23 protein-coding genes and 1 pseudogene are annotated in these 23,846 nt (G+C 63.5%); 15 read left to right on the top strand and 9 right to left on the bottom strand.

The features are described from left to right. Positions 1-20: 20 nt before the first annotated feature. Complete coding sequence (locus BKP54_RS13585) at positions 21-281, top strand: DUF1344 domain-containing protein (protein WP_025426167.1); 261 nt, start codon at positions 21-23, stop codon at positions 279-281. 157 nt (positions 282-438) lie between these two features. Here BKP54_RS13585 and BKP54_RS13580 read toward each other — a convergent pair whose 3' ends face one another. The 4 genes from BKP54_RS13580 to BKP54_RS13565 all read right to left on the bottom strand — a co-directional run bounded on the left by BKP54_RS13580 (position 439) and on the right by BKP54_RS13565 (position 3,820). Further along, a complete protein-coding gene (locus BKP54_RS13580; RefSeq protein WP_025426166.1) occupies positions 439-1,023 on the bottom strand; it encodes a histidine phosphatase family protein in 585 nt (194 codons plus the stop codon). 49 nt (positions 1,024-1,072) lie between these two features. Beyond that, entirely contained in the window at positions 1,073-1,891 is an 819-nt protein-coding gene (gene fabI / locus BKP54_RS13575) for an enoyl-ACP reductase FabI (protein WP_025426165.1), read from the bottom strand. 205 nt (positions 1,892-2,096) lie between these two features. Beyond that, positions 2,097-3,155, bottom strand: a complete 1,059-nt coding sequence (locus BKP54_RS13570; protein WP_025426164.1) for a DnaJ C-terminal domain-containing protein — start codon at positions 3,153-3,155, stop codon at positions 2,097-2,099. A gap of 212 nt (positions 3,156-3,367) precedes the next feature. Then, positions 3,368-3,820, bottom strand: coding sequence for an RT0821/Lpp0805 family surface protein (locus BKP54_RS13565; protein WP_025426163.1), 453 nt, complete (start codon positions 3,818-3,820; stop codon positions 3,368-3,370). 140 nt (positions 3,821-3,960) lie between these two features. Between BKP54_RS13565 and pdxH the strand changes: the two genes are divergently transcribed. Beyond that, complete coding sequence (gene pdxH, locus BKP54_RS13560; RefSeq protein WP_025426162.1) at positions 3,961-4,581, top strand: pyridoxamine 5'-phosphate oxidase; 621 nt, start codon at positions 3,961-3,963, stop codon at positions 4,579-4,581. A 118-nt stretch (positions 4,582-4,699) separates the two neighbouring features. On the opposite strand, the gene BKP54_RS13555 is transcribed toward pdxH, so the two are convergent. Further along, entirely contained in the window at positions 4,700-5,749 is a 1,050-nt protein-coding gene (locus BKP54_RS13555; protein WP_025426161.1) for a polysaccharide deacetylase family protein, read from the bottom strand. A 324-nt stretch (positions 5,750-6,073) separates the two neighbouring features. Between BKP54_RS13555 and BKP54_RS13550 the strand changes: the two genes are divergently transcribed. After that, entirely contained in the window at positions 6,074-7,339 is a 1,266-nt protein-coding gene (locus tag BKP54_RS13550; RefSeq protein WP_025426160.1) for a D-alanyl-D-alanine carboxypeptidase family protein, read from the top strand. A gap of 14 nt (positions 7,340-7,353) precedes the next feature. Here the strand turns inward: BKP54_RS13550 and tldD are convergent, their stop codons facing one another. Beyond that, positions 7,354-8,769: a metalloprotease TldD gene (gene tldD / locus BKP54_RS13545; protein ID WP_057211534.1), complete on the bottom strand. Its 1,416-nt coding sequence runs from the start codon at positions 8,767-8,769 to the stop codon at positions 7,354-7,356. 77 nt (positions 8,770-8,846) lie between these two features. After that, the gene (locus tag BKP54_RS13540; protein ID WP_084814539.1) at positions 8,847-10,046 is read right to left on the bottom strand and encodes a winged helix-turn-helix domain-containing protein; all 1,200 of its coding nucleotides are present in this window, start codon (positions 10,044-10,046) and stop codon (positions 8,847-8,849) included. Positions 10,047-10,159: 113 nt separating this feature from the next. Between BKP54_RS13540 and BKP54_RS13535 the strand changes: the two genes are divergently transcribed. The 5 genes from BKP54_RS13535 (at position 10,160) to BKP54_RS13515 (ending at position 14,716) form a co-directional block, all read left to right on the top strand. Beyond that, entirely contained in the window at positions 10,160-10,840 is a 681-nt protein-coding gene (locus BKP54_RS13535; RefSeq protein ID WP_025426157.1) for an ABC transporter ATP-binding protein, read from the top strand. Next, positions 10,834-11,439, top strand: coding sequence for an energy-coupling factor transporter transmembrane protein EcfT (locus BKP54_RS13530; RefSeq protein WP_025426156.1), 606 nt, complete (start codon positions 10,834-10,836; stop codon positions 11,437-11,439). The genes BKP54_RS13535 and BKP54_RS13530 overlap by 7 nt, the downstream gene beginning before the upstream one ends. 36 nt (positions 11,440-11,475) lie before the next feature. Continuing rightward, the gene (locus tag BKP54_RS13525; protein WP_025426155.1) at positions 11,476-12,039 is read left to right on the top strand and encodes a biotin transporter BioY; all 564 of its coding nucleotides are present in this window, start codon (positions 11,476-11,478) and stop codon (positions 12,037-12,039) included. A 105-nt stretch (positions 12,040-12,144) separates the two neighbouring features. After that, positions 12,145-13,545, top strand: coding sequence for an AMP-binding protein (locus tag BKP54_RS13520; protein ID WP_348626738.1), 1,401 nt, complete (start codon positions 12,145-12,147; stop codon positions 13,543-13,545). Then, a complete protein-coding gene (locus BKP54_RS13515) occupies positions 13,529-14,716 on the top strand; it encodes a thiolase family protein (protein ID WP_025426153.1) in 1,188 nt (395 codons plus the stop codon). The genes BKP54_RS13520 and BKP54_RS13515 overlap by 17 nt, the downstream gene beginning before the upstream one ends. A gap of 12 nt (positions 14,717-14,728) precedes the next feature. On the opposite strand, the gene BKP54_RS13510 is transcribed toward BKP54_RS13515, so the two are convergent. Beyond that, a complete protein-coding gene (locus BKP54_RS13510) occupies positions 14,729-15,130 on the bottom strand; it encodes a thioesterase family protein (RefSeq protein WP_025426152.1) in 402 nt (133 codons plus the stop codon). Between the two features lie 16 nt (positions 15,131-15,146). Between BKP54_RS13510 and BKP54_RS13505 the strand changes: the two genes are divergently transcribed. The 5 genes from BKP54_RS13505 to dxs all read left to right on the top strand — a co-directional run bounded on the left by BKP54_RS13505 (position 15,147) and on the right by dxs (position 20,552). Next, positions 15,147-16,121: a zinc-dependent alcohol dehydrogenase family protein gene (locus BKP54_RS13505; protein ID WP_025426151.1), complete on the top strand. Its 975-nt coding sequence runs from the start codon at positions 15,147-15,149 to the stop codon at positions 16,119-16,121. Positions 16,122-16,184: 63 nt separating this feature from the next. Continuing rightward, a complete protein-coding gene (locus BKP54_RS13500; protein ID WP_025426150.1) occupies positions 16,185-17,114 on the top strand; it encodes a histone deacetylase family protein in 930 nt (309 codons plus the stop codon). A 2-nt stretch (positions 17,115-17,116) separates the two neighbouring features. Further along, entirely contained in the window at positions 17,117-17,368 is a 252-nt protein-coding gene (locus tag BKP54_RS13495; protein ID WP_025426149.1) for an exodeoxyribonuclease VII small subunit, read from the top strand. A gap of 110 nt (positions 17,369-17,478) precedes the next feature. Beyond that, positions 17,479-18,402 carry a pirin family protein gene (locus BKP54_RS13490; protein WP_025426148.1) on the top strand — a complete coding sequence of 308 codons (924 nt, stop codon included), beginning with the start codon at positions 17,479-17,481 and terminating at the stop codon, positions 18,400-18,402. Positions 18,403-18,638: 236 nt separating this feature from the next. Next, positions 18,639-20,552, top strand: a complete 1,914-nt coding sequence (gene dxs / locus BKP54_RS13485; RefSeq protein WP_038575941.1) for a 1-deoxy-D-xylulose-5-phosphate synthase — start codon at positions 18,639-18,641, stop codon at positions 20,550-20,552. Positions 20,553-20,636: 84 nt separating this feature from the next. Here dxs and BKP54_RS13480 read toward each other — a convergent pair. Then, positions 20,637-21,502: pseudogene (locus BKP54_RS13480) on the bottom strand (methyl-accepting chemotaxis protein); the annotation flags it as partial. A gap of 115 nt (positions 21,503-21,617) precedes the next feature. Here BKP54_RS13480 and BKP54_RS13475 point away from each other — a divergent pair. Further along, complete coding sequence (locus BKP54_RS13475; protein WP_025426145.1) at positions 21,618-22,388, top strand: TlyA family RNA methyltransferase; 771 nt, start codon at positions 21,618-21,620, stop codon at positions 22,386-22,388. After that, positions 22,385-23,635, top strand: coding sequence for a class I SAM-dependent RNA methyltransferase (locus tag BKP54_RS13470; protein WP_025426144.1), 1,251 nt, complete (start codon positions 22,385-22,387; stop codon positions 23,633-23,635). The genes BKP54_RS13475 and BKP54_RS13470 overlap by 4 nt, the downstream gene beginning before the upstream one ends. The last annotated feature ends 211 nt before the right edge of the window (positions 23,636-23,846 follow it).

Raw genomic sequence — 23,846 nt, 5'->3', positions numbered from 1 at the left:
CATTGAAAAGGGCAAGAAAGATGCGTTTTGTCATTGCCGCGCTCATGGCTACCGCCGGCTTGCTTGCGCCTTTGTCGGCCGTTGCCGAAAGTGCCGATGTAGAGGCCGTTATTACCGGGGTCGATACCGATCGCCTCAGCCTTCAGCTCGACGACGGCAAAAGCTATCAGGCGCCTGAAGAATTCAATTTTGAAGGTCTCACCGCCGGCGTCAAAGTTCTCGTGTTCTACACTGAGGTCGACGGCAAGCGCGTGATCAACGATCTGGAAATCGTTCAGTAAGACTATTTAAGAACCCAAGTCCCGCCCCTTGAGGGGCGGGTGTGCTGACCCGGCTTCGTCAGAGCTTTCCAGGAAAGGTGCGAAGCGGTTTTCCGTCAGGAAATGCGTGGAAACAAAAAGGTAGAGCATTTCTACCGGTCCGTTCAGGACGGAAGCCTCAGATCCAGCCGATGGAATTTCCGGCAATCCGCAACAGACGATCCTGCGGGATGGCAGCAGAAGCCGCCTCATCTTCGTCCATCTCACCAAAAAGCTTGAACAGCGCACGGATGACGCCGCCATGGCTGACGCAGACCGTCGGCTTGCTCACGTCCTTGAGCCATGCGGCAATCCGCCAGGACAGGATCTCGTAGCTTTCGGCATCATTGCCGGGCGGGATGAAATCCCATTTCACTTTGCGTCGCTCGGCGATGCGCTCCGGCACGGACCGTTTCAGCTCCGGTAGCGTAAAACCTTCCCAATCGCCGAAGGAGACTTCCTTCAGCCGGTCGTCGGTGCGGTAAGCGGTGGGATCAAGACCCATGGCCCGGCGAAGGCGCTCCATCGTTTCGCGGGTGCGACCGAGGGGGCTCGCGACGAAGTCGAACTGCGCGGCGTCGGCGCCGAGGATGGCACCAAGCGCAAGCCCGTTTCCGGTCGCCTGCTGGCGGCCGGTATCGTTGAGAGGGATGTCCTTCTGCCCCTGGAGGCGGCTTTCCGCATTCCAGTCCGTTTGTCCGTGACGGATCACATAGATCAGCACAACATTTCGCTCCGGGCAGGAGGCTGTTCGGGCCGGTCGGCGGCGCCGATCAATCCTTGATGACGGAGATATCCGGAGCGTCTACCGCCTTCATGCCGACGACATGGTAGCCGCTGTCGGCGTGGTGAACCTCACCCGTGACCGAGCGCGACAGGTCGGACAGCATGTAGAGGCCGACATCGCCGACTTCCTCGATGGTGACGGTGCGACGCAGCGGTGCGTTGTACTCGTTCCACTTCAGGATGTAGCGGAAGTCGCCGATACCGGAGGCGGCCAGTGTCTTGATCGGGCCGGCAGAGATCGCATTGACGCGGATGTTCTTCGGGCCAAGGTCGACCGCCAGGTATTTGACGCTCGCTTCGAGCGCGGCCTTGGCGACACCCATGACGTTGTAGTTCGGCATGACCTTTTCGGCGCCGTAGTACGTCAGCGTCAGCATCGAGCCGCCGTCCGTCATCAGCTTTTCAGCGCGCCGGGCGACCGAGGTGAAGGAATAGACCGAGATCTGCATCGTCTTGGCGAAGTTTTCCGGCGACGTGTCGACGTAGCGCCCGGTCAGTTCGTCCTTGTCGGAGAAACCGATCGCGTGAACGACGAAGTCGATCTTGCCCCAGTGCTTTTCAAGCGTCGAGAAAACCTCGTCGATGGTGGCTTCGTCGCTGACATCGCAGTGGCCGGCCATGAAACCGTCGATTTCCGCCAAGAGCGGCTCGACGCGCTTCTTCAGTGCATCACCCTGATAGGTCAGAGCAACTTCGCCGCCCTGGCCATGGATGGACTTCGCGATCCCCCATGCAATCGAACGGTTGTTCGCGACGCCCATGATGACGCCACGCTTGCCCTTCATCAAACCCGATGCCTGAGCCATGCATTGTCCCCAATACTATCTGCCGGCATCGACGATGGCCGACGCCAGACTTCACAAAATTCAAAAACGCCAGATCTGCGCTGTCAGCGCGCGTGCGGCAAATTGTCGAGAATTGCCTATGGCATAGCCGCTCCGGTGGTTCAAGCGCGGCCGGGATCAGGAACTGTTAGTCCCCGTAATATTGGTTCAGTGTGTCAGCAAACCGTCACAAATAAAAGCCGTCGCGCAGCGATTTCATGAGGTCGGTGACCTTGTCATCAGGCGTGTCGCGCAAAATGAGCCGCAACTCGACCAGCAGATCGCCGCGCGCGCCATAGGCACCCGGCAGCCCGAAGCCGTCGACGCGAATGACCTTGTCCGACCCGGACCAGGCCGGAACGACAACGGTCGCCTCACCGATCGGCGTAGCGATGACATGCTCGCAGCCCAGCACGGCGCTCTGCAGATCGACGGACAGTGTCGTGAACAGATCGAGTCCACTGGTTCGGAAATCGCCGCTCTGGTCGACGCGCAGGGTGACGACGACGTCGCCGCGTGTCATGCGGGTGACGCGATAGCCCTGCTCCGCCAGGCGGATCGTCTGTCCGTCGACGGCACCCGGCGGTATCTGGACCTTGAAGGTTTCACCGTCGGGCAATTCCAAGGACAGGCGTTGACGATCGATCAAGTCCTGGATGGTGACGGTCAGATCGACAGCGAGATCTGGAACCTTGTCGGCGGGTTTGGCCGCCCGGCCGCGAATGCGTCTGACGATGGCGGCCACCAGCTCGGCGGCGGGTGCTGCGGCACGCTGCATCAGCGGCGGCTCCGTCTTGGCGACCGCCTCCTGCTTCGGCTCAGTGACAGGCTCGGGTTTCGGCTCGGGGGCAGCGGCTGGCCTTTCGGGTGCTTTGGCCGCTGCCGGCTTCGGCGCGGGCCTGGCGGCGCTGGTACGGCTCTCTGTGCCGAAGATCCGCGAGACCGCCTCTTCGGCGGTTTCCGCATCGACCGGCTGCTCCTCCGGCTCGGGGCCGCGCATCTTCGCCTTCATCGCCTCCATGCGGCGCAGCTCGGCTTCGCGCCGGGCATAGTCGTAGCGGCTTCTCAGCTTCGGGTCGCGCAGCAGCTCGTAGGCCTTGCCTGCTTCGGCAAAGCGCTCGGCGGCAGTCGGGTCGTCCTGATTGTGGTCGGGATGGATGGCCTTGGCGACCGAGCGCCACGCCGCCTTGATTTCGTCCTGACCGGCGGTGCGCCGGACGCCGAGAATTGCATAGGGATCACGCATGGCTTGCTACCATCTTCTCTGATCGGCGGCCTCTCCCGGATGCCCGCCTTATGCCTCAAACCGGGGATCAAGTGCTGTGGCACGTCCCGTTCAGCGGCGAGGATGGGCAGAACTTGCTAAATATCGGTTAGCCGGGGCGACGACGGAGCAGGTCAAAACGACGATCGAACCGTTCCTGCCGCGGTTTGCCGAAACGTGGTTAACGCAGGATTTCAGGAGCGCGGACCGAAGCTGGTGAGATACCACTCGCCATCGCTGAGCTTGCAGGTGCTGCCGTCGAACTTGGCAATGCCCTCATAGGAATGGCGGGTCGTGGTGAAACGACGGCAAAGCATGCCGCTGGCGTTGTCTTCCTGAATGCTGCTGATGACGCCGGCGCTGCCGGACGTGGCGTTTGCCCAGGGAATAGGGTTGAGCGACCCCTGCCCGAGTTCGGCTGAGGTCACGGCGTTGCGAATCAGGACCGCATCGGAAAGGCCGTCGGAGGTTTTGGCAACGGGAACGGTACCGGTTGAAACGGTGCGATCGACACCACTGCCGAACATGTCGAGGCCGGCTCCCATGCAACCGGACATAATGAGCACGGGCAGGCAAATTGCCGCGCCACGCATCACCGAGAAGGAATACCCCTTCTTGCCATCGATCCACTTTGCTATGTCTTGCACGGCAATCCTGTCAGACTCGCAAGAGCCGCACGTTTCCCGAGGAAGTCAACAAGCAGGCTCTGACATTTTCGATGCGGAAACACCGCTCGGGCTCATCCCGAAGCGTTTCCGCGCCAGACATCACGGCGTTAGAAGGCAATATGGCGGTGAATGAGTTAACAAGCGGTGACTTCACGGAAGCAAATGAGCCCTTTTCCCTTTTCGGCACATGGCTGAAAGACGCGGAAGGCAGCGAGATCAACGACCCGAATGCCGTGGCGCTGGCGACCGTCGACCCCGACGGGTTGCCGAATGTGCGCATGGTTCTGCTCAAGGATTTCGACGAGCGCGGCTTCGTCTTCTACACCAATTTCGAAAGCCAGAAGGGCCGCGAAATTCTCGGCGCCCGCAAGGCCGCCATGTGTTTCCACTGGAAATCGCTCCGGCGCCAGGTACGGCTGCGCGGGCCTGTCGAAATCGTCTCGGAGGCCGAGGCGGACGAATATTTCAAGTCGCGACCGCGCGGCAGCCGCATCGGCGCCTGGGCTTCGAAACAGTCCCGTCCGCTCGAAAGCCGCTTCGCGTTGGAAAAAGCGGTTGCCGAATACACGGCCCGCCATGCGCTTGGCGAAATCCCCCGTCCGGAATACTGGTCCGGCTTTCGCATCCGCCCGACCTCGATCGAGTTCTGGCACGACCGGCCATTCCGACTGCACGACCGCCTGGAGTTCCGTCGCGAGACACCGGAAGGTGGCTGGGAAAAGGTGCGGATGTACCCATGATGGACGCGGTAGGCGGCGGCTGGAGCATTTCCAGGAAAAGTGTGCAGCGGTTTTCCGCCCGGAAATGCGCAAAAGTGAGAAGCTTGAGCGCTTCCGTTTCGTCTAAAGCGGAAAGATTCTAGCTTCGACCGAGCCGAAATGGAATGCCCGAGGCGAGCGCCGAAACGTAACGGGCACGCTGGAAATGGCCGTTAAGTGAAATGCGCGGCAAGGCGTCTAGCGGCGTCGCCGCCGCGACCGTGCCCGGCATGGTGGTGACCGCAACCGTAAAGCCGAGATCGGCTGCAAGCCTTTGATCGCGCGGCGAGACAGCCGGGCGATCCCCATAGGGATAGGCAAAGCTGCGCGGCCTTTGGCCGACAATGGCTTCGACGCGGGCGGCGGATGCCTCGATCTCCTGGCTTGCCTGTTCATCACCGAGCCGCGCGACGGCGCGGTGGCTTATGGTGTGCGCCCCGAGGCTGGCGAGCGGGTTTTCAATCAGGAGACGGAGACCGGCTTCGTCGAGCGTCAGCGTTTTGGTGATAGCCAACGCATCGATCCCATGTTCCAGCGCCGCCGCGTCGAGCTCGGCAACCGAAACAATTTCCTCGCGACTGTGGATGTAGGCGGCCATACGGCCAAATATCGCGTGCTTGTCGGCGCTACTTTCAGCCTTGAGTACCTCCACGCCGCTACCGAAATCAAACCGGAACTGCGTGGTTGCCGAGAGCAGATCGGCCAGCGTTTCCCACCAGAGCGTATGGGTGCGGTCGACGAACCCGCCGGTCACGAAAACGGTGAACGGCACGCCGTGCCGCGTAAAGACCGGCTGGGCATGGTCGAGATTGTTGCGATACCCGTCGTCGAGGGTGAAGCAGGCGAAGGGCGCTGCACCCTCGTCGGCAAGCGCCGTCGGCAAATCGTCGAGCGCAATGAAGCGATAGCCGTCCCGCTTCAGCCGGGTGATGGCCCTATCGAGAAACTCCGGGGTGATTTCGAGATGGGCGTTCGGATCAAAGGCCCGGGCAACCCGCGGGCGGACGTGATGCAGGGTGAAAATAGCGCCGCGCCGACGGGCATCAGGCATCAGGCCAGCGCGGCTTAGACCGTGCGCCAACTCAAGCCCACCGGCGATTGCCGCGCGCCGCGCCCTCGTCCTGATGCTTGCCGTGATCCCACCCGCCATATCAGTCCATTCAAATCAGCCTGTATCGATCACTGCAGAACTCCTTGCGCCTCGGTCGATTTACGGAGAAGATCGTCTGGAGGGTTTCAAGCGTTACAGTGTCCCTGGCGCGCCAGACCTGGTGCACCACCATGGAGGTTAATGGCGGGAGCGTTAAACCTTGCTGAAGGACGTCGGCGTTAATTTCTGGTTTACCACCCCGACGAAAGTCGCAGGAAGAAATCGCATTCTGCCTCAAAGTTGCAGCAAAGACACGGCCTTGTCACAAAAAGGCACAGCGCGCCTGTCCGACGGCGCATTTCGATGGGGACTGACATGAAAGCTATCCGCCGCCTCCTTTTGGCGATGTGCGCTCTCGCTCTGGGGTCTGCGACGGCGTTTGCCGGCAGCGCTTCGTTGGTGCTCGATGCGCGCACGGGCAAAGTCCTGTCGTCGGAGAATGCGGACACGCTGAACCACCCGGCATCGCTCACCAAGATGATGACGCTGTACCTCACCTTCGAGGCGCTCCGGCGCGGCGACATGAACTGGGACAGCAAGATCAAGGTATCGAGGGCGGCGGCGGCCCAGCCGCCGATGAAACTGGGCCTGAAGCCGGGTAGCACGATCACCGTGCGCGAAGCAGTCTATGCCATGATCGTCCGCTCGGCGAACGACGCAGCCGCCGCGATGAGCGAAAGGCTCGGCGGTTCGGAGCAGAACTTCGCCAGGAAAATGACGGCCAAGGCGCGCCAACTGGGCATGAGCCGCACCGTCTTCATCAACGCATCCGGCCTGCCCGCAAGCAGGCAGGTGACCACCGCACGCGATATGTCGACGCTCGCGGTGGCGCTGATACGCGATTACCCCAGGGAATACCGGCTGTTTGCCACGCCGAGCTTCACGTTTCGCGGTCGCAAGATTCGCGGCCATAACAACCTGATGTACCGCTATGACGGCATGGACGGCATCAAGACCGGCTACACCAATGCCTCCGGCTTCAATCTCGTCAGTGCCGTCAGGGACGGCAACCGCCGCGTCATCGGCGTGGTGATGGGCGGGCGCACGGCGCGCAGCCGCGACGACAAGATGGCGGCATTGCTCAACCGCCATGTCGGCAAAGCCTCCAATGGCCGCCAGTTGGTGGCCGCTGCCAAGACGCGGAGTGCTGCTGCAGCTGAGGTCGAGGTCGCATCTGCCGCCACGATGTCGGACGTGCCGCTGCCCTTCACGGCAGCCCATCGTGCCAAGGGCGACAGCGTTGCGGCATTGATCGCCGCGTCATCCACGACGGTCGTGCCGGCCGAACGGCCGACGGCCATGGTCGAAGAGGAAAACGCCGCTGTCGTTCCAGCCGCCGGCCGCTGGCAGATCCAGATCTCGGCGGCACCTTCGGCTGAAGCGGCCCGCGCGCTTCTGGCACAGGCGCAAGCAGCCGGAGGCGACATGCTGGCGGAGGCGTCTCCCTATACGGAAGCGGTGGGCGAAGGCGCCGGCACCATCTATCGCGCCCGCTTCGTCGGCTTCAGCAGCCGTGATGCTGCCGCTTCCGCCTGCAGCGCGCTGAAGAAGCGCTCCTACGACTGCGTGCTGCTGCCCTCGCGAGGCTAAGGGAGCCATCGGCCTTAGGCCTGCGTGCCGCCGACGGTGATCTGGTCCATGCGCAGATGCGGCTGGCCGACGCCGACCGGCAACCATTGCCCGGCCTTGCCGCAGTTGCCGATGCCGGTGTCGAGCTTGGTGTCGTTGCCAACCATCGTCACGCGCTTCATCGCGTCGGGGCCATTGCCGATCAGCATCGCGCCCTTGACCGGCGCGCCGATCTTGCCGTTCTCGATCATGTAGGCCTCGGTGCAGCCGAAGACGAACTTGCCGGAGGTGATGTCCACCTGGCCACCACCGAAGGAGACGGCATAGATGCCCTTCTTCACCGAGGCGATGATTTCCTCGGGCGTCCGGTCGCCGGACAGCATGTAGGTGTTGGTCATGCGCGGCATCGGCACATGGGCATAACCCTGGCGCCGGCCGTTGCCGGTCGGCTGCATGCCCATCAGCCGGGCGTTCTGCCGGTCCTGCATGTAGCCAACGAGCTTGCCGTCCTCGATCAACACGTTGTAGCCCGATGGCGTGCCCTCATCATCGATCGAGATCGAGCCACGCCGGGCCTCGATCGTACCGTCATCGACGACTGTCACACCCTTGGCAGCAACCTGCTCGCCGAGCAGGCCGGCAAAAGCGGAGGTCTTCTTGCGGTTGAAGTCGCCTTCAAGGCCGTGGCCGACGGCTTCGTGCAGCATCACACCCGGCCAACCCGAGGCCAACACCACGTCCAGGGTACCGGCCGGCGCATCGATCGCGTCGAGATTGACGAGCGCCTGGCGTAGTGCCTCGTCGGCACCCTTCTTCCAGTTCTCCTCGGTGATGAAGTCGCCGAAGCCGCGGCGTCCGCCGATGCCGTAGGAGCCGCTTTCCTGACGGTCGCCATCGCCGGCAACCACGGAGATGTTGATGCGCGTCATCGGCCTGATGTCCTGAACCCGGTGGCCATCGGCGCGCAGGATATCGACCAGCTGCCAGCTTGCGGCGATCGAGGCCGTCACCTGCCTGACCTTGGGATCGCGTGCACGCAGATAGGCGTCGATTTCCTGCAGAAGCGCGACCTTCGCCTCAAAGCTCGGCTCGCCGATCGGGTTTTCGTCGCCATAGAGCTTCGTGTTGGTGCGTTGCGGCGCTGCGGCATAGGAGCCGGCATAACCGCGCGTCACCTGGCCGACTGCATCGGCGGCACGGCGAAGTGCTGCCAGCGACAGCTCACCGGCATGGGCATAGCCGACCGATTCGCCGGCGACCGCACGCAGACCAAAACCCTGGTCGGTGTTGAAGCTGCCGCCCTTCAGCCGGCCGTTGTCGAAGGAGAGCACTTCGGCCTGGGCATGTTCGAGAAACAGCTCACCATCGTCGGCGCCGGCAAGCGTCTCCGACAGAACCTTGCGGATCGCTGCCTCGTCGGCATCGAAGAGGCTCATCAGATCGGTGTTCATAGTCGTGCGCTCCCGCGTCATAAGTTCGATGGCCTCCATTTAGGAAGGCGAGCGGTTCAAGCCAAGAAAAATATCGATCAGGAGAGCGAAGCGTTCCAGCCATCGAGGCGTTCGATGCGCTCGACCCCGGCGAAGCGGGCGACGCGTTCGAGTTCTGCATCTATGCGCTCCATGCGCCCAGAGGACGGCTTGACGCCACGCTCCAGCCAGAGCCGGCGCACATCGAGACTGCCGCGCTTGCGGTCGGCCTTCATGTCGATGCGGCCGATCAGGCGATCGCCTTCGATCAGCGGGAAGACATAGTAGCCGTATTCCCGCTTCGGCTCAGGCACGAAGATCTCGATGCGATAGAAGAAGCCGAACAGCCGCTCGGTGCGATTGCGGTCGCGCAGCAACGGAGCGAACGGGCTCAGCACGCGCACGCGGCCCGGCGGGTCGGGAATATCGCCAAGCTCGTCAGGAAAACCCGCAAGCGCATAGGACGACCGTGGCTTGCCGCCGTCGATCGGCTCGATCGACACGTCGATCAGTTCGTCGCGATGTTCCGCCACCCAGGCCTTCGCTTCGTCCGGAGAGACCAGATCCCAGAACGCGGCGATTTCGCCGTGGGTGGCAAAGCCCAAGCGTTCAAGGGCGCTGCGGCAGGCCCAGTCTATGAACTCGTGATGCTCCACCTCGCCATCCTGGTGGTGCGGCGGGATCACCCGCTCTGTCAGGTCGTAGACCTTCTGGAAATTCTCGCGCCTGGCGATCGCCAGCTTGCCGGTGCGCCACAGCACCTCAAGCGCAGTCTTCGACGGATGCCAGTTCCACCAGCCGCCGGACTCGTGTTCGGCCTCCTTGAGGTCGCGGGCAAGCACGGGACCGCCCTTGGCGATGCGCTCGTAGGTTTCGTCGCAGCCTTTTTCAAATCCCTCGCCGCGCCACTTGCTCCAACGGTCGACGATGGTCTCGCCTTCCCATTTGAAGCGGTGCTTCCAGTAGCGGTAGAAGCTGCTGGGGATGATCGAAGCGTCATGGGTCCAGTGCTCGAACAGTTCGCGGTCGTCTTCAAGCAGCGATGTCAAATGTTCGCGGCGATAGGTCTGGTTGCGCGAGAACAGGATCTGATGATGGGCGCGTTCCACCGTCGCGATGCTGTCAACCTGAACGAAGCCGATGTCATGGATCAGCTTCAGTAGGCCATCCTTGCCGAGCGCGCGGTGCGGCGCGCCGGAAAGGCCCTGCTTTGCGAGGAAGATGCGCCGGGCATCGCTATTGGAGAGCCGAATCGTCATGGGAGAAAGAGTAGGCTTTTATTCCCATATTTCAAACGGAACCTTGGCGCAAAGCGCATTGCCCTTGTCCGCCGACTTGGCCTATAGAGCAACCGCAAACCGCGAGGGACGGGATGGACATCCGCTTTACCGATTGCTCGGTCCGCTTCGGCGAACGGGTGGCGCTGCAGCCGCTGACGCTGACGATCACCGAAAGGCGTGTCGGCATTATCGGCCTCAATGGCTCCGGTAAGACAACCTTCGCGCGGCTGATCAACGGTCTAGTCAAACCTTCTGCCGGCAGCGTCACCGTCAATGGCCTCGATACGGTCAAGGACGAGCGCGCCGTGCTTTCCGAAGCCGGCTTCATCTTCCAGAATCCGCAGCACCAGCTGATCATGCCCGTCGTTGCCGATGACATCGGCTTCGGCCTGAAGAACCGCGGCCTCAAAGGCGAGGAAATCGACAAGCGGACGCAAGCGGTGCTGTCGCGCTTCGGCGTCGAGCACCTGGCGCGGCGCCGGGTTCACGAACTCTCCGGCGGCGAGACCCAGCTGATCGCCATGGCCAGCGTCGTCGTCACCGATCCCAAAATCCTGATCCTCGACGAGCCGACCAACCAGCTCGACCTACGCAACCGGCGGCGCGTCGCCGACACGATCGCGACACTTGACGAAGACACGCTGGTCATCACCCACGACCTGCCGCTGGTCGAAAATGTCGAGCGCCTGCTGCTCTTCCACGAAGGACGGCTTGCCGCCGATGGCGCGCCGCAGGAAACGATCCGCCACTACCACGAGATCGCCGGATGCTGACGAGCCTGCACATCGAGGGCAACAGCTGGCTGCACCGGCTGCCGGTGCGTGCGAAGCTTTTGGCACTGGTGGCGCTCAGCATCCTGCTTTTCCTCACCAGCTCGCTCGTCGTGCAGCTGATCGCCTTTGTGATTTCCGGCGGGCTCTATCTCTCGGTCGGCCTTTCCTGGCGCGAAGCGCTGAAACGCGTCGGCTTCGTCTTCTTCACGATCTTCTTTCTCGCGGCCGTGAACCTCTTCCTTCTCCCCTTGAACGAAGTCGCCGTCTTGACCCTGCGCCTGATGGCCCTGGTGCTTTTCGCCGCTGCCGTGACCGCAACGACGACGATCGGCGGCTTCATGGACGAGATCACGGTGCTGCTGACGCCCTTCGAACGCCTGGGCTGGGTGCGCGCTGCCGATGTCAGCCTGGCGCTTGGGCTCGTCCTGCGCTTTGTGCCAGACATTTTCACGCGCTATCAGGCCATTCGCGAAGCACACCGGGCGCGTGGGCTGCCGGTGCGACCGTTGACGATCATCGGACCACTGATCATCCTGACGCTCAAAGATGCGGATACGATCGCCGCGGCGATTGACGCGCGTGGTTTTCGCCGTCAATAAATTCGCGCATCCTAATAAGCAAGGAACCGGAACAGCATGAACACCAGAGATCTCGTCCTTATCGCCCTCTTTGCCGCGATCGTCGTCGTGCTCGGCCTCATTCCGCCGATCACGCTCGGCTTCATTCCCGTGCCGATCACCGCGCAGTCCATGGGCGTGATGCTCGCCGGCTGCATTCTCGGCGCCAAGCGCGGCGCTTTCGCCTTCCTGCTCTTCATTCTGCTCGTCGCCATTGGTCTGCCGGTGCTATCAGGCGGTCGTGGCGGTCTCGCCGTCTTTGCCGGCCCGTCTGGCGGCTTCATTCTCGGCTGGGTCGTTGCCACCTTCGTCACCGGCCTGATCGCGCAGCGCTTCGTCCGGGAAGGCCAGGCTGAACTGCACCAGTTCGTCGGCTTCTTCCTCGCCTCGGTAATCGGCGGCATCGTCGTGCTCTATGCGATCGGCATGCCCTGGGTATCGGCCGTCACCGGCACGCCGCTGCTCGCGGTTGCCACCGGTTCGCTCGCATTCCTTCCCGGCGACCTGCTGAAGGCCGCCATCGCGACGCTTGCCGCACGCGCCGTCTTCGCCGGCTATCCGCTGCTGCCGGTTCGCGCCTGAACCGATGCCGTTTGCCGCCGCCATTGCGCGCCACGCGGAACAAATCCCGCAAGTCCCGGCCTTCCGCATGGAAGGCCGGGTTTTCACATTCCGGGAGCTTGCGCTTTGCGCCGGCAGCTCGTTTCCGCGTTCGGGAGATTGACGGCAGACACCGGGAATAAAAACGTCCTGCCCGCCACCACAAAGCTGATCGCACTGGAGATCGGCAACCATCCCCTTTTCGCTGCCGCATTCGTCGCCGCAACATCAGGCGGGCATTGCGTTGTTTTGATCGACCCACATCTGCCGGAGACAACGCGGGCGGCAATGCGTGAGCAATTGCGCCCCGACATCACGGTTCGCGCCGACGGCGAGGGGCTGCGGCTCGATGCGACCGCTTCCGGTCAAAGCCTGCTTTTCGCCGCCGGTTCAGACGAAGACATGACGCCGATCGCCATCGGCGCCGATGACGAGCCGTTTCTCGTCGTCTTCACTTCCGGTACCACGGGCATGCCGAAAGCGATCGTGCGCGATCGCGGGTCCTGGCGGCGCAGCCTGAAGATGGGCCAGGATTTTTTTGGCATTAACAGCGACACGCGCACCTTCGCCCCCGGCCCGCTCGCCCATGGGCTGACGCTCTATGCGTTCGCCGAAACGCTTGTTGCCGGCGCCGAATTCGTCGGCATGGCGCATTTCGATGCGGCGCGTGCGTCCGAGACCATCGCCTCGCAGGATGTCAGACGGCTCGTGCTGGTACCGACGATGCTGAGGCGGCTCTGCGCATCGCCTTCCCATGCGGCATTGGCGTCGGTGCAGAAGATCACCGTTGCCGGCGCCAAGCTGACACCCGCCGATCGCGCAGCCGCTGCGACACCGTTTTCGCAAGCTGACATCGTCGAGTATTACGGAGCATCCGAACTCGGCTTCATCAGCGTTGCCGGTCCCGGCGACACAGCATCGGCGACCGCCGTCGGACGCGCCTTTCCCGGTGTCGGCCTAATCGTGCTCGACGAGAGCGAAAAGCCGCTACCGTCAGGCGAAGCCGGCACGATCTTCGTCAACAGCGACCTGATTTCGAGCGGCTATATCGGCACCGGAGATGGTGCGGGCCTCAGGCGTGTCGGCAGGCTCGCAACCGTCGGCGACCTCGGATTCCTTAGTGCCGACGGCACGCTGCATCTCGTCGGGCGCTCCGGCGGCATGGTGCTTTCCGGCGGCAACAACATCTATCCGCAGGAGGTCGAGGCGACGCTTGTCGGGCATGCCGATGTGCATGCGGCGTTCGTTCTCGGACTGGACCATCCCGATCTCGGCAGCGAACTCGTCGCCGTCATCGAGCCGAATGGTGCAACAATCGACCGAGCGGCGCTCGACCGTCATCTCGACAGCCATCTGCCGCGCTATAAACATCCACGACGGATCTGGCTTTGCCATACCTTACCGATGACGCAATCTGGTAAGGTGGCCGCCGGGACTCTCAAGCAATGGATTGTGGACGGACATGACGCCCTTGAGCCCTTCGTCTGACCCATCGCGCACACCGGTGATCGTGGCGGCCCTGCGTACGCCTGTTGGGCGCGTGCGCGGCGTGCTCGCGGAGGTCGAGCCGGCACGGCTCGCTGCGCCGTTGATCACCCGCATCCTCGCCGATGTCGGCCTGGCGGCGGAGGCGCTCGATGACGTCATCCTCGGCAATGCCGCCAACTGCGCCGGCAACCTTGGACGGCTGGCGGCACTTGAGGCCGGACTTCCGGTATCGACACCCGGCCTGACCATTGACCGGCAGTGCGGCGCCGGGCTCGAGGCCATCACCCTTGCCGCCCGTCTCATCCAGTCGGGCGCCGGTCGCTTCTACCTTGCCGGCGGCACCGAAAGCGCCAGTCGCGCCCATATTCGCCTGAGGCCGCCGACGACCCCTGGCGAAGAGCCTCAACCGATCAAGCGTTCGCGCATGGCACCGGACGAGATCGGTGACCCTGACATGGGCGTTGCCGCCGAAAACGTCGCCACAGCCTGCAGCATTTCCCGCGAAAGACAGGATGCGTTTGCGCTCGAAAGCCAGCGACGCGCCGTCGCCGCCCAGGGCGCGGGCCGGTTTACGCGCGAGATCGTACCGATCGAAACGACTGCGGGGATCGTCGAGGCCGACGAATGCCCGCGCGCCAATGCATCGCTCGAAACCCTGCAGCGGCTGAAACCCGTCTTCGTCCAGGACGGCACGGTGACCGCCGGAAATGCCTGCCCGATCAACGACGGCGCAGCGATGGTTCTGGTGACCAGCCTTGCCGAAGCGCGACGCCTGGGGCTTTCCTTTGCGCTCGAATTCATCGATGCGACGACCGCCGGTGTGCATCCCGATCTGCTCGGGCTCGGCCCGGTGCCGGCGATGGAAAAACTGAAAGCGCGCAATCCGGCGCTTGATGTCGATGCGATTGATTTCATCGAATTCAACGAGGCCTTCGCCTCGCAGGTGCTCGGCAGCCTAGATCAACTCGATATTTCGCCGGAACGGGTCAATCTCGACGGCGGTGCCATCGCCCTCGGCCATCCCTATGGCGCATCCGGCGCGATCCTCGTGGTGCGGCTGTTCACGCAGATGCTGGCAGTCCCGCGCGAAACGCAGGCACTGGCGATGATGGGCATCGGCGGCGGCATGGGCGGCGTCGCGCTGTTCCGCAGCCTGCGGCCTACCGAATAGGTTCGTGATGGTTCAGAGAATGTAGCTGCCGAGCCATTCGCGCGTTGCGGCCGGCACCGGCAGCGGCGTGTGCCGTTCGCGATCGACGGCAACCCAGACAATCTCGAGTTCTGCCGCAAGCTGGCCGGCCGCCTCGACGCGCACGGCAAAGCTCACCGAGCTTCCGCCGATCTTGGCGACAGTAACGATGAAGCGCGCCGGCTCGTCATAGCGCAGGCCGCGATGGAAGACACAGGCCGAGCGGCGAACGAGATAGGCAGGCTCATGGACGACCGACGGCCGGTGCCGCCAGAGTTGGGAAAGTGCCGCTTCGGCATGGGCATAGTAGGCGGCATTGTGCATGTGGCCATGCATGTCTATATCGCGAAACGGAATGCGGATTTCCGTGACGTTTTCCCGCTCCCTGCCGTCCATGCGAGGTCCTCTTAGAATGCGCTCCACCCTCGTTAGCCAGTTCGGCGATCCGCGACAAGTGATTGCGCTCGTCGATGCCGAGCGAATCCCGCCGGGGCACGGCGGGGTCGAGATCGCGCTCTCCCTGTCGGCCATCAATCCCTCCGACCTCATTCCCGTCACCGGCGCCTATAGTGCCCGGACGACCCTGCCCTTCGTGCCCGGCTTCGAGGGCGTCGGCACCGTCAGCCGCATCGGCGCTGGCGTTACGACCTTGAAGCCCGGCGATCGCGTGATCCCGATCGGCGCAAGCGGCCTTTGGCAGCAATATCTGGTACGGCCGGCCGAATGGTGCTTTGCCGTGCCTGACGATATCGACGACCGCCAGGCGGCCACCAGCTACGTCAACCCGCTGACGACGATCCGGCTCATCGAAGCGCTCAAGTCCCATTTCGGATCGGTGAACGGCCAGAGAATCGGCGTGACCGCAGCGGGTTCGGCCATCGGCGGCATGCTGCTGAAGCTCATGTCGGGCGAAGGCGCAAAACCGATAGGGATCGTGCGCAGCCAACGCAGCGCCGAGCGGCTTGCGTCCGACACACCCGGCAAAATCGTCATCGCCGATAAAGGGCATATCCCTTCGGGCCTTGCCTTCGACGCCATTGTCGACGCGGTCGGCGGCCCGTTTGCCGGCGAGCTCATCGGCCAGACGCTCCAGCTCGGCGCCGCATTCATCCAGTATGGCGCGCTTAGCGGTGTGCCCGTGCCGATACCGGCAATCCAGGCTCGGCCGGATGTACGCTTCTCCTTTCTGTGGCTGAGAACCTGGGTGCACGCCGCCGGTCGGCCAGCGATCGAAGCGGCTTTTGCGCAGAGTTTTGCCGGTCTGCGCACCGGGCTTTTCTCAAGCCGGATTGCGCAAACCTACCCGCTCAGTTGCCTGGATGAGGCCTTGGCGCATCAGGCGGATCCTCGCCGCGACGGCAAGCTGCTGCTTGATACGCGCTGTTGAAAATCAGTGCTTTCGCTTGGGCGCGCCATGGACGTTGGCAGGTTGGAGCACTAGTTTCGGCGCATGACCACGCTGCTCTATGAAAATCCGATCTTCCTGGAACACGAGGTTCCGGAAGGTCACCCTGAAAGGCCGGACCGGCTGAAAGCGCTGAACCTTGCGCTCGAGCACCCGAATTTCGCCGACCTCAAGCGCATAAAGGCGACGAAGGCGAGCGAAGACCTGGTGCTGCTCGCCCATCCGGAGGAGCATCTGCGCACCGTCAAGCGCGCCATCCCCGAAGAGGGCATCGCCAATCTGGAAGCTGACACCTATGCCAGCCCGTTCAGCCTCGAGGCGGCATTGACCGGCATCGGCGGTGCGGTTGAGGCGGTCGATGCAGTTTTCACGGGCAAGGCCGACAACGCTTTCGTCGCGGCGCGTCCGCCCGGCCACCACGCCGAGAAGAACAAGGCCATGGGCTTCTGCTTCTTCAACACCGTCGCGATTGCCGCCCGCCACGCACAGGTGGCGCATGGGGCAGAGCGCGTGGCGATCGTCGACTGGGACGTGCACCACGGCAACGGCACTCAGGACATCTTCTGGGACGATCCGTCGGTGCTTTTCTGCTCCACTCATCAGATGCCGCTTTATCCCGGCACCGGGGCCAAGGACGAAACCGGCGTGAAAGGCAACATCGTCAACGCGCCGCTCTCGCCCAATGCCGGCAGCGAGCATTTTCGCGAGGCGTTCCGCTCTCGTGTGCTGTCGGCGCTGACGAACTTCCGGCCGGATTTCATCCTGATCTCGGCCGGCTTCGATGCCCACTACCGCGATCCGCTGGCGCAGATCAACCTTGTCGCCGAGGACTTCGACTGGGCGACGGGCCGCCTGCACGAGATCGCCGACCGCAGCGCCGGCAACCGCATGGTCAGCCTGCTCGAGGGCGGCTATGACCTGCAGGGACTGGCCGAGTCGGCCGGCATGCATATTTTGAGATTGATGAGAGGGTAACCATGACCACCACCACGCAACCGGACGTTTCGGCCCTCTCCTTCGAGCAAGCCGTCGAAGAGCTGGAGCGCATCGTCTCGGCACTGGAACGCGGCGACGTCGCGCTCGACAAGTCGATCGAGATCTATGAGCGCGGCGAAGCGCTGAAGAAGCACTGCGAGGCGCTGTTGAAGGCTGCCGAAGACCGGATCGAAAAAATCAGGCTCGACCGTGCCGGCAAGCCGCAGGGCGTGGAACCGCTCGACGCGGAGTAAACGACGGGGGATTGGTCAACGTCCGGAAACGCTGCGTCTTCGCCTAGCGCCTACCCGCAACGTGCGTTAGGCGCTAGGCTCAGACCATACGAACAACGGGAGCGTGCACCATGTCCTTCTTTCCAGGCCCCGACCCGCTCGCCGGCGACAAGCCCGCCTGCGACGCCATCGAACACCTGATCATCCCGCGCACCAGCGACATCGGCGGATTGCAGGTTCGCCGCGCACTACCGACAGCGAAGCGGCGGCTTGTCGGGCCGTTCATCTTCTTCGACCGGATGGGACCGGCGCTGTTGCGTGCCGGCGAGGCGATCGACGTTCGGCCGCATCCGCATATCGGCCTTTCGACCGTGACCTATCTGTTCGACGGCGAAATCAAGCATCGCGACAGCCTCGGCACCGAAATGGTCATCCGCCCCGGCGACGTGAACCTGATGACCGCCGGCCGCGGCATCGTTCACTCCGAGCGTTCACCGGAAAACCAGCGCGGGCATGAACGCTCGGTTTCCGGGTTGCAGACCTGGCTGGCGCTCCCCGACCACAAGGAAGAGATCGACCCGATCTTCGACCATACCGAACGGCACATGCTGCCGCAGCTCAATGACGGCGGCATAGATGCCCGGGTGGTGATCGGCAGCTTCGAAGGGCAGAAGTCGCCGGTCTCGGTCTTTACCGACACGATCTATGTCGACCTCAACATCGCGCCCGGCAAAAGCGCGCCGTTTGCCGCCAATTGGGAAGAGCGTGCGATCTATATCCTCTCAGGCGAAGCGATCATCGCCGGCGACCACTTCGCCGACAATCAGCTGCTGGTCTTCCGGCCTGGCGACGAAATCACCGTCACCGCCGGTCCGCTCGGCTGTCATGTCATGCTGTTCGGCGGCGCAGCACTCGGCTCGGCCCGCCACATCTGGTGGAATTTCGTGTCATCGTCAAAGGACCGCATCGAGAAGGCCAAGGAAGAATGGCGCACCGGCCGCTTCGACATCGTGCCCGGCGACGAGGAGGAATTCGTGCCCCTTCCCACCGGTTGAGGGCATCGAACAACCGCGACCGCTTGCCGCTTCCAGTTGCCGCATGCTTCCTTAAATCGATTTCGATTCAGGGAATCATACGGTAGTGTCTAGGACAACGACGCAGGAAAGCCTAATTTTGCATTCAGCAACAATTGCGTCTAAAGAGCCGCTTTAACGGTACCACCAACTATCGCGCACCCGATCCGTGCGGTGCGCATGAGGCATGCAGCGTGACACAACTGCCAACGAACCCGATGCCGGCAACCCCCTTGCTCGACAAGGTGACCTTTCCCGACGATCTGAAGAAGATCGACGACAAGGATCTGCCGCAGCTTGCCGGCGAAGTTCGTGCAGAGATGATCGATGCGGTCTCGCGTACCGGTGGCCATCTCGGCGCGGGCCTCGGCGTCGTCGAGCTGACGATCGCCATCCACAAGATATTCAACACGCCGCATGACCGGCTGATCTTCGACGTCGGCCATCAGTGCTACCCGCACAAGATTCTGACCGGCCGTCGCGATCGCATCCGCACCTTGCGCCAGGAAGGCGGCCTGTCCGGCTTCACCCGTCGCGCCGAAAGCGAATACGACCCCTTCGGTGCCGCGCACTCCTCGACGTCGATTTCCGCCGGCCTCGGCATGGCTGTCGCCGCCGACCTCGACGGCAAGAACCGCAATGTCATCGCCATCATCGGCGACGGTGCGCTTTCGGCCGGCATGGCCTATGAAGCGCTCAACAATGCGGGCGCGCTCGATGCCCGCCTGATCGTCATCCTCAACGACAACGACATGTCGATCGCGCCACCGACCGGCGCGATGAGCGCCTATCTGGCGCGCCTCGCTTCCGGCCGCACCTACATGGGCATCCGCGAAGTCGGCAAGAAACTGACGGCCTATCTCGGCAAGACGGTCGACCGGGCGATCACCCGCGCGGTCGAGCATGCCCGCGGCTACGTCACCGGCGGCACGCTGTTCGAGGAAATGGGCTTCTATCATATCGGCCCGATCGACGGTCACTCGTTCGAGCACCTGCTGCCGGTACTGCGCAACGTTCGCGACAACGCCAAGGGGCCGGTGCTGATCCATGTGGTGACGCAGAAGGGCAAGGGCTATCCGCCCGCCGAAGCCGCTGCCGACAAGTATCACGGCGTCAACAAGTTCGACGTCATCACCGGCGCGCAGGCCAAGGCAAAGCCGAACGCGCCCGCCTACACCTCGGTCTTCGCCGAAGCCCTGACGCAGGAAGCCGGTTTCGACGACAAGATCGTTGCGGTCACCGCCGCCATGCCATCCGGCACCGGGCTCGACAAGTTCGCCCTCGCCCACCCCAAGCGCTGCTTCGACGTCGGAATCGCCGAACAGCACGCGGTGACCTTTGCGGCCGGTCTGGCATCTGAAGGCTACAAGCCGTTTGCCGCACTTTATTCCACCTTCCTGCAGCGCGGCTACGACCAGGTGGTCCACGACGTGGCGATCCAGGGCCTGCCTGTGCGTTTTCCGATCGACCGCGCCGGTTTCGTCGGCGCCGACGGGCCTACCCATGCCGGCTCCTTCGACACGACCTATCTCGCGACCCTGCCCGGCTTCGTCGTCATGGCAGCCGCCGACGAGGCAGAGCTGAAGCACATGGTGCGGACCGCTGTCGCCTATGATGCCGGCCCGATCTCGTTCCGCTATCCGCGCGGCGAAGGCGTGGGCGTCGAAATGCCGGAGCGCGGCCAGATCCTTGAAATCGGCAAGGGCCGCGTGGTCAAGCAAGGCTCCAAGGTGGCGCTGCTTTCCTTCGGCACGCGCCTTGCCGACTGTTTGTTGGCCGCCGAAGATCTCGACGCGGCGGGTCTTTCGACGACGGTTGCCGACGCGCGCTTTGCCAAGCCACTCGACCACGACCTCATCCGCCAGCTTGCCCGCCATCACGAAGTGCTTGTGACCATCGAGGAAGGCGCAGTCGGCGGTTTTGCCAGCCACGTGCTGCAGTTCCTCGCAGAAGACGGCCTGCTCGACGGTGGCCTGAAGGTGCGCCCGATGGTGATGCCTGACATCTGGATGGAGCAGGCAAAGCCCGAAGCGATGTATGCCTTGGCCGGCCTCGACCGCGCCGGCATCGTTTCTACGGTGTTCAAGGCACTCGGCCAGAAGCAGGATATCGGCATCGGCGCTGCCGGCTAAGGCTACGCGATCGAAGGCAGTCCGAAACACCAAAGCCCCGGCGATGAACCGGGGCTTTTGCTTTCTTGTGTGTCGTGGCGACGATCAGAATTCCTGCCAATCGTCCTGCGCCACCGCCGCATTGCCGTAAGACACGGGGCGGGCGGCACTCGCCGAGCGTATCGGTGCAGATGGCGCCGCCATAGTGGTGCCATGGTGCGCAGATCGCTTGGGGCGGTCATGCTGTTCGTGCGGCCCGGCAGCGTGAAGCGGGCGATGAGCTCGCGCAGACGGCCGGCCTCGCTGGCGAGCTGGGCGCTGGCGGCATTGGCCTCTTCGACCATCGCCGCGTTCTTCTGCGTCACCTGGTCCATCTGGTTGACGGCGGTGTTGACTTCGCTGAGCCCCACCGACTGTTCGCGCGCCGAGATGGCGATCGCGTCCATGTGCTGGTTGATGGTGGCCACATGGCCGCCAATCGCCTTCAGCGCCTCGCCGGTATCGCGCACCAGCTTGACCCCGCCTTCGACCTCGACGCTGGAATTGCGGATAAGCTCCTTGATCTCCTTGGCGGCCTTTGCCGAGCGCTGGGCCAGCTCGCGCACCTCCTGGGCAACGACCGCAAAGCCTTTGCCGGCCTCGCCCGCCCGCGCCGCTTCGACACCGGCATTGAGCGCCAGGAGGTTGGTTTGAAAGGCGATCTCGTCGATAACGCCGATGATGTTGGAGATCTGGCCGGAGGAGCTTTCGATCCGGCGCATCGCTTCCACGGCACTCGCCACCACGACGCCGGATTTGGCAGCGCTTGAATTCGCCTCTCCGGCCACGATGCGCGCCTTTTCGGCCCGCCGCGTCGAGCTCGTGACGTTGGCGGTGATCTCGTCGAGGGCCGCCGCGGTCTGTTCCAGCGATGCGGCCTGCTGCTCCGTGCGCCGCGACAGGTCGTCAGCACTTTCGCTTATTTCGCGTGATGTGATTACTTCCCTGTCTCCTTGGGGGTTTTATCACCACGTCTTACCCGCTCTGCCGAGCAGCCGTGCAGCGAGGGGGCTTGCCAATAGGCCGCCAACCCTCCATGAGAAACACATGTCAGAAGAACGCCAGAATGAAGAACACAAGAACAGAGTCCGCCTGGACCAGCTGCTGCTCAACACAGGACTGGTGGCTAGCCGTGCCCGTGCCCGCGACGCGATCCAGCGCGGCACCGTCAAGGTCGACGGCCGCACGGTCACCAAGCCGTCGTTGGCCTTTGCCGAGAGCGTGACCATCACCATCGATGACCCGGCGCAGGACTATGTTTCGCGCGCAGCGCTGAAGCTTGCCGCAGCGCTCGATCATTTCGCGCTCGATCCGACCGGTGAAAGCTGCGTCGATATCGGCGCCTCCACCGGCGGTTTCACCGAGGTGCTGTTGAAGCGCGGTGCCGATCACGTGGTTGCCATCGATGTCGGTCATGGCCAGATCCATCCGCGGATCTCGGGCGATCCGCGCGTCACCAGCATCGAGGGCCTCAACGCCCGGGCGATGACCGAGGACGACATCGACAACCGTGAAGTGACCTTCATCGTTTCCGACGTCTCCTTCATTTCGCTGAAGCTCGCCTTGCCGCCGGCACTCGAGATGGCGCTTCGCGGTGCGCACTGCATCCTGCTGGTCAAGCCGCAATTCGAGGCCGGTCGCGATGCGATCAGCAAGGCCGGACTGCTGAAGGATCCCGACAGCGCGCCGGCGGTTGCCGCCGAACTCGAGCGCTGGCTGGTCGAAGACATGGGCTGGCAGAGCCTCGGGCTGATCCCCTCGCCGATATCAGGCGGCGACGGCAACGTCGAGTTCCTGCTGGCCGGGAAAAAGCCATGAGCACGCAGACCCTGACCATCGCCCGTCTCGGCGCGCAGGGCGACGGCATTGCCGAAACCGAGGCTGGTCCGGTCTATGCGCCCTTCACGCTGCCGGGCGAGAGCGCGGCCCTTGCGGTCAACAAGTCTCAGGGCACGCTGATCTCGCTGCGCGAAGCATCGCCTGACCGGGTCGAACCGCACTGTCGCCACTTCGGCCCGGACGGTCAGAACGGCACCTGCGGCGGCTGCACGTTGCAGCACGCGGCCGACGGCCTCTACCAGACCTTCAAGCGCGACCTGGTGATCAACGCCTTGAAGTCGAAGGGATTGAAGCCTGATGTCGCGCCGCTGATAACAGCCCAACCCGGCGAGCGCCGCCGCGCCGTGTTCACGGCGCGCAAGACCGAAAAAGACCTGCTCCTCGGCTTCAACCAGGCGGAAAGCCACCACATCGTGGCGATTTCGGAATGTCCCGTCACGAGCCCGGGCATCGTCTCGCGGCTCGCCACCATCGGCAAGATCGGCGCGGCCATGGCCGTCAACGCCGAACCGTTCCGCATCACCGTTCTCGAAACGCTTTCCGGTCTCGACCTTTCGGTCGACGGCATCAAGGGATTTGGCGATCGCGAGCGCCGGCGCACCGTCGAGACGGTTCTCGGAGAACGCGGCATTGCCCGCGTCAGCCTCAATGGTGAGATCATCGTCGAGCCGACGAAGCCGGTGATCGAATTCGGCGGCGTCTCCGTCTCGCCGCCGCCCGGCGGCTTCACCCAGGCAACGCTTGCCGCTGAAGAGGCGATGGCAGCACTGGTGCTCGATCATATCGGCAAGGCAAAGCGGGTTGCGGACCTCTTTGCCGGCAGCGGCACATTCGCCCTGCGCATCGCCCGCAAGGCCCGCGTGCACGCGGTCGAAGGCGAGGACAAGGCGCTGAAGGCGCTCGACTTCTCCGCCCGCAACACGCAAGGGCTGAAGCCGGTGACGATCGAGAAGCGCGATCTCTTCCGCCGCCCGCTCATGGCGCAGGAACTGAAGGTTTACGATGCCATCGTCTTCGACCCGCCACGCGCGGGCGCGGACGTGCAGTGTCAGGAAATCGCCCGCTCCGGCGTCAAGAAGATCGTCGCCGTCTCCTGCAATCCGACAACGCTTGCCCGCGATCTCGCGATCCTCGTTGCTGCCGGCTACCGCATCACGTCGGTCACGCCGATCGACCAGTTCCTCTGGTCGGCCCATGTCGAGGCAGTCGCAACGCTCGAGAAATAGAAAAAGGCCCGGATGTCCGGGCCCTTTCTCATCGTTCAGACCGATGCACCCGACCTATGCCGCCCGCCGACGCGACGTTGGTGTCGGCGCATAGGCGCTCTGGGTATTGCCGAGGTTGAACTGGGCCAGAAGCGCATTGAGCGAAGCGGCTTCCGAAGCCAGGCCATGGCTTGCCGCCGTCTGCTCTTCCACCATTGCCGCGTTCTGCTGC

This window comes from Ensifer sp. 1H6, from assembly GCF_001976035.1.
GTDB lineage: Bacteria > Pseudomonadota > Alphaproteobacteria > Rhizobiales > Rhizobiaceae > Ensifer > Ensifer canadensis.
This window is presented reverse-complemented; position numbering and strand designations above follow the sequence as displayed.